This window comes from Symploca atlantica LB2515 (assembly GCF_052546295.1).
In genome coordinates this window covers 4646122-4657929 of record NZ_JBQWMT010000001.1, presented here as the reverse complement: position 1 = coordinate 4657929, position 11808 = coordinate 4646122, and the positions used below count along the sequence as shown (strand labels likewise).

The 11808-nt window shown below is 45.9% G+C and carries 7 protein-coding genes; 4 read left to right on the top strand and 3 right to left on the bottom strand.

Features of this window, described 5'->3' with window-relative positions; genetic code table 11:
- Window positions 1-46 precede the first annotated feature (46 nt).
- Together era and ACT7WV_RS19290 are read left to right on the top strand one after the other, a co-directional pair.
- Window positions 47-1009: a GTPase Era gene (gene era / locus ACT7WV_RS19295; RefSeq protein ID WP_463424277.1), complete on the top strand. Its 963-nt coding sequence runs from the start codon at window positions 47-49 to the stop codon at window positions 1007-1009.
- Between the two features lie 248 nt (window positions 1010-1257).
- Complete coding sequence (locus tag ACT7WV_RS19290) at window positions 1258-3357, top strand: mechanosensitive ion channel domain-containing protein (RefSeq protein WP_445104447.1); 2100 nt, start codon at window positions 1258-1260, stop codon at window positions 3355-3357.
- A 48-nt stretch (window positions 3358-3405) separates the two neighbouring features.
- Here ACT7WV_RS19290 and ACT7WV_RS19285 read toward each other — a convergent pair whose 3' ends face one another.
- The 3 genes from ACT7WV_RS19285 to ACT7WV_RS19275 form a co-directional block, all read right to left on the bottom strand.
- On the bottom strand, window positions 3406-5283 hold the full coding sequence (locus ACT7WV_RS19285; RefSeq protein ID WP_445104446.1) for a protein kinase domain-containing protein: 1878 nt from the start codon (window positions 5281-5283) through the stop codon (window positions 3406-3408).
- Between the two features lie 282 nt (window positions 5284-5565).
- Entirely contained in the window at window positions 5566-6477 is a 912-nt protein-coding gene (locus tag ACT7WV_RS19280) for a branched-chain amino acid transaminase (RefSeq protein WP_445104445.1), read from the bottom strand.
- Between the two features lie 190 nt (window positions 6478-6667).
- Complete coding sequence (locus ACT7WV_RS19275; protein ID WP_445104444.1) at window positions 6668-8650, bottom strand: protein kinase domain-containing protein; 1983 nt, start codon at window positions 8648-8650, stop codon at window positions 6668-6670.
- 238 nt (window positions 8651-8888) lie between these two features.
- Here ACT7WV_RS19275 and ACT7WV_RS19270 point away from each other — a divergent pair, with 238 nt between their 5' ends.
- Both ACT7WV_RS19270 and ACT7WV_RS19265 read left to right on the top strand, forming a co-directional pair.
- Window positions 8889-9488, top strand: a complete 600-nt coding sequence (locus ACT7WV_RS19270) for an FHA domain-containing protein (RefSeq protein ID WP_445104443.1) — start codon at window positions 8889-8891, stop codon at window positions 9486-9488.
- 212 nt (window positions 9489-9700) lie between these two features.
- Window positions 9701-11803, top strand: a complete 2103-nt coding sequence (locus tag ACT7WV_RS19265) for a mechanosensitive ion channel domain-containing protein (protein ID WP_445104442.1) — start codon at window positions 9701-9703, stop codon at window positions 11801-11803.
- Window positions 11804-11808 lie beyond the last annotated feature (5 nt).

Here is an 11808-nt window from a genome sequence, read left to right as displayed (position 1 = left end):
GATAATCTTTGCGCTTGGGAGCGCTATTCTGATGAAAGATAACAACATGACAGACATCTACTTAGAGCAAAACCTGACAGAACTTCGAGAAGGGTCAATGATCCCCCCAGCACCACCAGGATTTAAGTCTGGTTTTGTCGGCATTGTGGGACGCCCCAACGTGGGTAAATCGACCCTGATGAATCAACTAGTGGGGCAAAAAATTGCGATCACTTCGCCAATAGCCCAGACAACACGTAATCGGCTGCAAGGCATTTTGACGACCCCAGAAGCACAGCTAATTTTTGTGGATACGCCAGGGATTCACAAACCCCATCATCAACTAGGTAAAGTGCTGCTACAAAATGCACAAATTGCTATTGGGTCAGTAGACGTAGTGCTATTTTTAGTAGATGGATCGGTGCCATCAGGCGGAGGCGATCGCTTTATTGTTGATCTCCTCACCCCGATAAAAACACCAGTCATTCTATGCATTAATAAATCTGATCAACAGCCAGCAGACTACCAGGTATTAGATGAAAATTACGCTCAACTAGCAGCACCTCATAACTGGAAATCGACAAAATTTTCTGCTCTAACTGGTCAAAATCTCGAAGTATTGCTGCAACTATTAATTACTCAACTTGAACCAGGCCCTTACTACTATCCCCCAGACTTAGTAACTGACCAACCAGAAAGATTCATTATGGGGGAATTAATTCGAGAGCAAATTTTGTTCCTGACTCGCGAGGAAGTACCTCACTCGGTAGCAATCACCATTGATTTAGTCAAAGAAGAAGCGAAGATTACTCGTATTTTCGCGACGATCCACGTTGAGCGCGATTCTCAAAAAGGAATTTTAATTGGCAAAAGAGGCAGTATGCTCAAAAGCATTGGTTCCGCAGCCAGGGAACAAATCCAGAAATTAATTGCAGGTAAAGTTTACTTGGAACTTTTTGTTAAAGTGCAACCTAAATGGCGACAATCTCGTCTTCGTTTGGCAGAGTTGGGCTATCGCATAGAAGGTTAATTTGCTGAGTTAATCCTTGACTGGTACAGCCTCTAAGCCTTCAAGAAAAATTCTTTGTTGAACAACAATCAAATCAACAATGACCATCAAGATTAATCTCATAGTTTCTCAATAATTTCCAGAATGGGAGCGCCCCCCATTGAAGAAACTTAGGAAAGCTATCTAAAACCGAACTCACTAACAATAGGGATTAGTCTCAAATTATTCCTTTGTCTGCCATATCGGCCTGTTCGCCCCCATATCGACCCATGGCTTCCCTTAAACAAATGCCCTTTTTAGCCCTTAGCGCAGCGCATCGACGGTTCTGGCGTAGATACCAAGGAAGTTATGGTCGGTCATCAAGGATATTAAGCTGGCTGTCGCACCTGGGGCAAAACTATGGGAAGGTGTTATTGCTCGCTGTACTGACGCTGCTGCTAACCCTAGTTTCAGTTCCTAGCACAGCGCAAACTACGGCAACAAACGGCACTCAGAAATCTCCTGTAGTGATTGATGGTCAGGTTCTATTTGAAGTAGGAAATTCCGGCAAATTTACTGCTGCTGATCGAGCCGAGATGATCAACGAAACCCTCAAGGAAGAGGTGCGATCTCCCGAACCCGTACAAATTGAAGTTGACCAAGAAGAACAGTTACCGACTCTTCGCCTCGGGAAAAAGTTTCTATTGGCAGTAACTCCAGAGGATGTCATTCCTGGTACTAATCCTTCAGAACAAGTATTAACCTGGAAAAGCTCGATTGAAACTGCACTAAAACAGGGCAAACTAGAACGAACTCCAGGTTACTATTTTAAGGCACTTAGTATCAGTATTGGAGTGCTGCTGGCGGCACTGACTATTCAAGTTAGTCTAGAATTCCTGAGACGTTTGGTATTGCGTCAACAGGGGCACTCGCCAAGTGAACTGACTGTTCCTTTTTTAAGCCAAGAACCACCGGTAAGATTATTTCTGCGCTTAGGAATACTGGGGTTGCGAGTAGTTTTTTGGATTGCCATTAGCTTCTACCTAACTAACCTCTTCCCTCAAACTAGGCGCTGGCGCTATTACCTGTTAAACAGACTCATTACCTTCCTCACTTCCAAAATATTCACTCTGGGTGAAAGAGGCTATTCAGTTATTGACCTGGTGTTGCTGCTAGTTTTCACAGTGGGACTTTGGTTAGCTGTCAGAAGCATCACGCAACTCTTTAACTCCCGCATTATTAGCACAACTGTTGCTAATCGAGGCTTGCAGAATTTATTTTCCACCCTGACACAGTACGTCCTCATGTTCTTGGGGCTGATTGTACTAATGCAAATCTGGGGATTGGATGTGAGTTCCTTGGCAATCTTCGCTAGTGTCTTGGGCGTGGGAATTGGCTTCGGCGTGCAAAACATCACCAATAACTTCATCAGCGGCTTGATCATCACCATAGAACGCTCAATTCAGGTGGGAGATTTGATCAAAGTAGGTGACTTGATTGGAACTGTAGAACGCTTAGGTTCCCGCAGAACAGAGATTAAAACCCTCGACAACATAACAGTAATTGTACCCAACACCAACCTCTTGGAGAGTCAGGTAAGTAACTGGAGTCATGGAGAACCCGTTTTTCGGATACAGTTACCAGTGGTGGTTGCCGACAACTCTAGGGTGGATTTGGTCAGAAAAGCCCTTTTAGAAGCTGCTCAGGCTCACCAACAGCTTCTGAGTGAACCGCAGCCAAAGGTTTGGTTTGAGGGATTTGATGACGGAGCTCTTAACTTTAGTCTGCTAGTTTGGATCCGGGAACCGAAGGAGCAGTTTCACATCAAGAGCGACCTTTACTACAACATTGAGGCAAATCTGCGTCGCTATGGTGTGGAAATCAATTTTGAGGACGACTTACTAGTCAAGTCACCCCAACTACAGCAATTTATTAATACTTGGCTTGAGCAGCAGAGACCGCAAACGGCGCAAAACCAGCTCTATTTGCACCACAGGGATAAGTTAGACACTCGCCCCCAGCCTCCACCAGAGGGAACCTTAAGAGAACCGTTCTCTGAGAATGAGAAGTCTCTGCTAGGAACTCCTGGAACAGAGAACCTGGCAACAGTGGATCTTGCAGCCTTAGTAAAAGCAATGAGGGAACCCGGTGGCTTGGAAATCAAAGATCGTCAATATCGAATGAACCTCTATCCCGCTTCATTTGTCGGCTCAGAAGCTGTGGAATGGCTAGTGCATCACCAAAATTGTACACGGCAAGAAGCGATCGCCTTGGGGCAAATACTCCTTGCTCGTGGAATTATTCATCATGTTCTTGATGAATATCCTTTCCGGGATGATTACCTGTTCTACCGTTTCTCTGTTGACGAAACGTCACAAATTGAAAATTGAACTGCATACACCAGAGTCTGGCTTATAGCCTCAATTAACCATTAACCATTAACGTCCTATTTGTTCCCTGGCTTTCTGACGCAGTTTGAGCGCTTCTGGATTGTCAGGTTGAATTTGGAGTGCCTTGTCTAAAGAGGCAATTCCTTCATCAAAACGTCCCAGGTTGACAAGGGCTTCACCTTTAATGCTCCAAGCTTTTACCGAATCGCGCTTGAGTGCGATCCCTTTATCCAAAGCCCTAATTGCCTCAACCGAGCGACCAAAACCCTGAAGTGCTGCTCCATAGTCAACCCAGGCTTCAGCAAAATCTGGCTTAAGCTTAGTTGCTTTCTCGTAAAGCCATAGCGCTTCTAGAGGTTGCTCTTGTAGATCTAAGGCTTTAGCTTTGCCCCAGATTGCTTCTGGATAGTCAGGTTTTAGATCAAGAGCATCATTGCAGGCAACAGTTGCCTCTGCTGGCTTTTGTAGTTGGTTGAGGCTGTAGCAGCGACCCAAATAGGCTGTTGCTATCTCCGATTTAAATTCAGTAGCGCTTTGCTCACTGGCGAAGCCAATCAATTTATCATAGGTGGCGATCGCTTCTTGATACTGTTGAGCTTCCTGTAGGCGATCAGCTTGACTCATAAGTTCCGGCACCTGCTGCTTTGGTTCCAGAGGAGTGGGGCTTGTTGTCGGACTTTCTACAGGGACTTCCTCAACTTTAGCAGTTTGACTGGAGATAACAGTTTTAGTTATCAAGAAAGCTGCACCCAAAGCCCCTAAGACAGCAACAATCAGCCCAACCGCCACAAATTTCTTCTGGTTTAACCCTGATGGAGAAGTTGTTGACGCCGAGATTTCGGTCGTTTGTAGGGAAGGATGAGGTGTACTCGCTAGTTCTGTTTCTGTCATGTCAGTAGCTAGCTGAGTCTTGTCTGGGGATTCTTTGGGCAGCCAAAGGTTGGTAGATGATGGCTCCTTCTCAGACTCAGTAGTTTCGTTCCCGTTAGAGTGAGATGGCGGGGAAAAACTAGTCTCTGCTTGCGTGGTATGGCTAGGGGTTTCTGGCGCATACTTAAGTAACGGCATAGACTCCGTAGGTTCGCTGTGCAGGCTTTGTACCGCCTGTAAAGCTTCAACTGCGCTTGGGTAGCGGGAACGGAAGTCGTAGCGCACCATACAGTCCAGAATGTCGGCTAGTTCTGGACTAACGTGCTTGGCTTTTTCACGCCAGCTAAGCTCACCCAGGGAGTCGTCCCCTAGGTGCTTGGGGTGAAGTCCCGTCAACGCCTGAATAGCAATTAAGCCCACAGCGTAGACATCGCTGCTAAAGCGGGGCTTGCCTGCCAACTGTTCATTAGGCACGTAGCCTTGGGTGCCAATGGAAACCGTTAAATTTGTCTGCCCCGTATCAGGATCAATCGGCTGGCTGGCTTGCTTGACTGCACCAAAGTCAATCAGTACAATTCTCTCATCATGTTTACGGCGAATTAAGTTGGGAGGTTTAAGATCCCGGTGGATCACCTGTTGCTCATGAACAAAAGCCAGCACTCGCAAGATATCTTCCAACATGGCAATCACCCCAGTCTCTGGCCAAAGCTGACCCTTGACCAGTTCCTTCGTCAGTTGCTCTCCTCTGATTAACTCTTGGGCAAGGTAAAACTCCTCACTATCCTCAAAGTGAGCCAACAAGCGAGGGATTTGGTCATGGTTGCCCAGCTTGTAGAGAACTTGCGCTTCTGTATCAAACAGGCGTCTAGCAGTTTGCAGGCTCTCGGCATCACTAACCTGAGGCTTGAGTTGTTTGATCACGCATTGCGGGTTACCCGGCAAGTGCATGTCCTCCGCCAGGAAAGTTTTACCAAAGCCGCCTGCTCCTAGCTGGCTGATCACTTTGTATCGTCCACCCAGTGGTTTTCCGAGGTCTATTGGTTGTAAGCTGCTCATCTTTTCATTGGCATACTTGCAGTCCTTCAAAACCTAGCCACACAAGCTTTTCCAATAACATATTCTCTAGGTTAGATGCACAGCAGCTTAGATTTGGAAGGTTCAACACATCGCTTGATTTTCACCCCGTGTCTTCAGTCTATCAATGTCTATACTACCTGTGTGGGTAGTGCTAGAAAGGAAGGCTAGAGAAATTTTTTGCCCAATAATAATAAACAACACCCCTAGCAGCAAACCACAAATCACTTTATCGGCTTCTAAAAATCGATAATTCCTGATTGATTAGAGAGGAATAGTGTATACCCAGTCTCTGTAGTTAGGTTCTCTATTTTCTGTGATTGCTATCAGTTTATCTCTGAGTTTTTCAGTCATTGGTTTGTTGGCTGGCAAATGAGTATTTTCAATTCTTTTAACTGGAGTTATTTTTGCTGCTGTGCCGCTGAGAAATACCTCATCAGCAATAAAAAGTTCGGATTTATCAACTGGTCTTTGAACAGTTTGAATACCTAAGTTTCTGGCAATTATCAAAATACTCTCTCTGGTAATACCTTCTAGAATATCTTGTTCAAATCCAGGCGTGATTAGCTGACCATTCCTCACGATAAAAATATTCATCCCTGAAGCCTCACTAACCTTGCCTTGAGAGTTCATTAAGATTGCCTCATCAAAACCAGACTCTACGGCTTCAGTTTTAGCTAGAGAAGAGGTAATATAAGCTCCACTAATTTTCCCTCTCAAGGGTAGGCTGCGGTCTTCTTGTCGATACCAAGAACTAATGCGGCAGCTAACTCCTTCCGGAGATAAATAGTCTCCAAGCTCTAAACCATAGACAAAAAAATCTTTCTCAATTTCATGTAGCCTAGGAGCAATTCCCAAATCGGATGTATAAACAAAGGGTCGGATATAAAAAGACTTATTAATCTGATTTTTTTTGATAAATTCAACTATGATTTGCTGGATTTTATCAGCTGGTAAATCATGATTTAGTAACTTGGCACTGTTGCTCAATCTTTGACAATGACGGTCTAATCTAAACAGTAAAACTTGCTGGTCGTTTTCAGGATCGGGAATGCAACGCAACCCCGCAAAAGCTCCAGTGCCGTAATGTAATGCGTGGGTGGCAATAGAAATTTTTGCCTCTCCAAAAGGAACAAAGTTTTGCTGAAAGTAAGCAATTGGCAAAAAATTAGGCATTGTCTAAGGCTACAAATAAATCTCCAGAGGTAACGATGAATTATAACTCAAAAGCTTGATCTATAATAATCACAGGTCTGCAACCACCGGGTCAGTTCAACTGAATCTACGGTCTCTTCGGCACCATATTCAGCTAAAAAACTCCACAGGGAATCGTTACCGAGAATTTTCTTTAACTCCCATCCTAGGCTCATCTGAGTTTTTTCTGCATCTGTTTGCGCAAGTTCTTTGCAGCTTTGTTATTAGGCTCGATTTGCAAGGCTCTGTCAATGGACTCAAGCGCCTCATCAAAGCGCTGGATAGCCCAAAGAGCAGCACCTCGGTTCGCCCAAGCATCAGCAAAATCTGGCTGAAGAGTAGTTGCCTTCTCAAAAGCCGTAATTGCTTCTTGAGGATCGCCTCTGAGATTCAGGAGTGCCACTCCTCGGTTATTCCAAGCTTGGGCATACTGGGGGTTGATTTGAAGAGCTTGGTCATACAGTGTTAAAGCTTCCTGGTATTTTTGCTGAGAGTCGAGGGCAGAACCTTTACTCCAGAGCGCCTCTGGGTAGTTAGGTTTAAGGGCAAGAGCGTTGTCGCAGGCACTAATCCCCTCTGAAACACGTCCTAGGGAGTTCAAGCTGTAGCAACGGCCCCAATGAGCTTCGGGAATATCTGGTTGGAGAGCGATCGCTTGATCATAGATTTTCAGAGCTTGCTGATAGTTTCCAGCTTCTCGTTGGCTATCTGCTTCACTCAAAAGTTGTGCCGCCTGCTGTTCTTCAGGAGGGGAAACAGGTGTAGCAGTAGGAGTGACGGTAGCGGAGGCATTATCGGTTTCAACGACTGGACTAGCAGCCGCCTCTGTTGCAGGCTGTTCATTGTAGCTAGAAGTAGGACTCTCAGTAGATGAATTTGTCTTGGCCGGTTCCGGGGACTCTTGGAGAGATTTATCCACGGGTTTAACACCGCTACTTTCTTGGGCGAGTTCAGTGCCTTGATCGGGGTTTGTAGTCTCAGATTGGGGCAAAAGAAAGCTCTTGGCAATCCACAAACTGCCGCCCACAGTTACTAAAGTTACCAGAACCAATCCAGGATTGAGCAAAGGTTTTCGGCTTGTCCCTGTCCCTGATGCAGCAACGGTTGTACCCTGACTAGCAGGATGGTGGGGGTTACCTACAGCACCAACGGTTGCTGGCGGGACACCTGAGTGAGGCTTGGACTCAACCACAGGAAAAGTCTTCCCCGTAGCCGTGGCGGACACTGGTGGCTGGTACTGCGGACTCACTGGCGGTAGCGGCGGTAATGCTGCTAGTGACTCCCGCAACGCTGCTGGTAAATTCCCGATAGCTGCCAATGCCTCCACCGCCGTCCCATAGCGGGCGCGGAAGTCATAGCGCACCATCTTCTCCAGTACCTCAGCTAACTCTGGAGTCACGCTCTCTAGACGCTCTTGCCAACGAACCTCTCCTGTCTGGGGGTCTTCTGCCAATAACCTGGGGTGGGTGCCCGTCAGAGCCTGAATGCCAATCATACCCACCGCATAGACATCACTACTAAAGCGAGGAGAACCCCCTAACTGTTCCTTGGGCATATAGCCCTGAGTACCAATGGAAATCGTCAAGTTAGTCTGACCACTCTGGGGAGAGAACATCTGAGTGCTGACTTGCTTGACTGCTCCAAAGTCAATCAAGACAATTCTGCCATCCCCTTGGCGACGCATCAGATTTGAGGGTTTAATATCGCGATGGATCACCTGCTGCTGGTGGACAAAAGCCAGTACACAGAGAATGTCTTGTAACAGGGCAACTACTTGAGACTCTGACCAAGCTTGACCTGCGACTAGTTCTGTGGCGAGTGGTTCCCCTTCAATCAGTTCTTGGGCGAGGTAAAACTCTTGCTGTTCTTCAAAGTGGGCCAGTAGACGGGGGATTTGCTCGTGGTCACCTAGTTTGTAGAGGACTTGGGCTTCGGTGTCAAACAGGCGTCTAGCGGTTTGCAGACTGGCGGCGTCACTGACTTGGGGTTTGAGTTGTTTGACGACGCACTGGGGATGTCCTGGCAAGTGTAGGTCATAGGCTTTGAAGGTTTGACCGAACCCTCCGGCGGCTAGCTGGCTGATAACTTGGTAGCGTCCGCCTAGGGGTTTTTCTGGGTTTGTCGGTTGAAATAGACTTTTGAGGTTGAATCCCATACCTACCCCTTACGTTTAAAGCGCTTTTTGTAGAGCTACGATATTATTTCCCATTTAAAGTTACTGCCGTCCGGATTGTTTTGCTCACTTTGGGGAGTAGGCTAATTCCTGCTTGGCTAACGGTAATCAGACCGACCATAATGGAAAGGTTTAAGTTTAATGTTTCAAGGTATCAAGAGCCGAGATTTTCCTGAAAGCTCTCAATTTTTTCTGAAGAATAACGCTAATAAAGTTTGCTATGTCTGCTGATCCTATGTATGTTCAACTGACCTGGGAAGATCCGGAGACTCACGAGTCCCAGCAAAAAATTTTGATTGCACCGATCGCCATAGGTCGAGAAAAAGATAGAATGCCCGAGCAAGTAGGAGAACAATCCATCGAGCGTCTCGAATTACCCAGTAAAGAAATATCGCGGTTTCACGCGCTTATTACTGTGGCTAACCAACATTTGTATATCACTGACCAGAGTGCTAATGGAACATTTTTGAATGGGCGAAGAATTCCCCAATCTCCTCAAGGTTTTTCTACTGAAGATACATTACGAATTGGGCCCTATAAAATTACTGCGACCTTAATGAGGGAAAATGACCTCAATGCCACTGCCCAAAGTGCCGAAAGAACTGGTATACGAGGTTCAGCAAAATCTGCTCAAGATAACAACTTGATGATTTTGTTAATTGGTGGAGTTGTATTGCTGTTGATGGGTGTAGGAGCCTGGTTGTTAGTCAGTAACTTGTTAAAAAACTCTCGCCCAGAGGTTGATACAATCCCAGAACCAGCTAGTAGTGTCCCCTTGCTAAAACCAGTAGCATCAGTTCCTCCGGCAAACTACAGCTAGTAGCCATCATTTTGACTAACTCTAATTAACAATTAAAAATTGACAGGGTGCTTGGATGATAGCTGCTTCCCTTGACTAAAGCTAATAACAACTGCCAACATTTTCCTGATTCAATTCTTGCGCTTTAGATAAAGGGATCTAGTTTTTAATGTTTAATTGCGAAGCGCTGACTGGATCAGCCGAATTATTTATCCCCTCTCTAATATTGACCAATGCCTTCCGCCAAGCAAGCGTCTTTTACCCTATTCACTCTGGCTTTCCTGGCAATTCGTCGGTTCTGGCGTCAAGTTTGCTGTGTTGTTGCTTTACAATCAGCTATCTTTAAGCGATCGCAACGCCTTTTGCCACGACGCTTGCCAATAGTATTGCTCGGTGTGTTGACTCTGCTGCTGACCATCTTGCCTATGCCAAGTTCAGCGCAGATTGCCCTAACAACTAGAACTGATAAAGCTCCCGTAGTGGTAGATGGTAAAGTCTTATTTGAAGTAAGAAGTTTAGGCGATAACTATACTGCTGCTGAGCGCGCCGAACTGATTAACGAGGCTCTTGTCGAGGAACTGAACTCCTCTGAAGAAGTAGAGATTGAAGTTATCCAAGAAGACCAACAAACTATTATTCGTTCTAGAGGAAATCAGACAAACTCACGTCATCTTTTGACTGTAACCAAGGAAGATGTAATTTCCGGCGCTAGCCCTTTTAGTCAAGCACTTATCTGGCAGGATAAGCTGGAACATGCTCTCTTTCAGGGTAAGCAAGAGCGCACCCCAGCCTATTTCAATCAGGCACTGATTTACGCTGTGGTAGTGCTTTTGGTAATGCTCTTTCTTCAGGTTGGTCTACTTTTCCTAGGGAAATTGGCATCCCACTTACTACTGCGCTGGCTACCTCCCTCCCCTTTTCCCCAATCGCGACGACAACATCCCGCTCAATTATTTCTGCGCGTTGCACTACTGGGTTTGCAGCTTGGTCTCTGGGGTGCTGTTGCTTTCTATCTTACCGACATCTTTCCCCACGCTAGAACCTGGCGCTATAAAGTTTTCCATGCCATTACCTCCCCAGCAATTAGTCTGGGTGAGAGTAAACAACGCCTTTCCATCGTTGAATTGCTGCTGTTGTTAGCTCTGACTGTCGGTTTGTGGTTTGCCGTTAGTGCTTTTACCCGCTTCTTCCAAGCCAAAGTCCTCAGTCAAACTGCGGCTAATCCGGGGATGCAGCAGGTAATTTCGACCCTGAGTCAGTATCTCCTTACCTTTCTAGGACTTTTGGTGCTGTTGCAAAGCTGGGGTCTAGATGTCGGATCTTTGGCAATTTTTGCCAGTGTCCTAGGTGTCGGGATTGCTTTCGGTGTCCAGAATATTGCCAATAACTTTATTAGTGGCTTGATCATCACTCTAGAGCGACCAATTCAAATAGGGGATTTTGTTAAGGTAGGTGATTTCTTAGGAGTTGTGCAATCTATTGGTGCCCGTAGTACAGTAATTCAAACTCTTGACCAGGTAGCAATTATTGTACCTAATTCCCGCTTTTTAGAGAGTGAAGTGATTAACTGGAGCCATGGTGATCCTGTTTCTCGCCTACGGATTCCTGTGGGAGTTGCTTATGGCTCTAATGTCGGAAAAGTAAAAAAGGCACTGCTTGAAGCAGCCAAGAGCCATCCTGAGGTACTCAATAGACCAAAACCCCAGGTTTGGTTTCAGGAATTCGCTGAGAGTTCCCTCAACTTTGATCTCCTAGTTTGGACAGGAGTTCCCAAGAAGCAGTTTCTCGTCAAAAGTGACCTCAACTACCGCATTGAGGCGTCTTTGCGCCGCTACGATATTGAAGTACCATTTCCCCAGCGAGACTTGCATTTGCGATCGCCCCAGTTAGAGGAATTCGTCACCTCTTGGCTCAAGAAGAATGCCGAAACGCCATCAGAGAAGCAACTTGGTTCCGTAAATGGGAGTAAGCCAACCGTTGACCTAGATGATGACACAGCTATCGGCTCGGTAGAAGCTTTACCTGAAACTACTCTAGCGACTACAAACTCTGTAGATAGCACCACAGAGATCGATATCGAGGAATTAGTTAAGGCGATGCGAGGATCTGATGGACTAGACATCAAGGAGCGCTATTATCGACTCAACCTCTATCCAGCCTGTTTTGCAGGGTCAGAAGCTGTTATCTGGCTGATGCAGGCGCAAGATTGCACAACTGAAGAAGCAATTGAGCTAGGACAAATGCTCATTGATCAGGAAATCATTCATCATGTCACTGATGAACATCCTTTTAAAGATGAGTATTTATTTTACCGTTTCTACTGCGATGAGAGTTGATATTA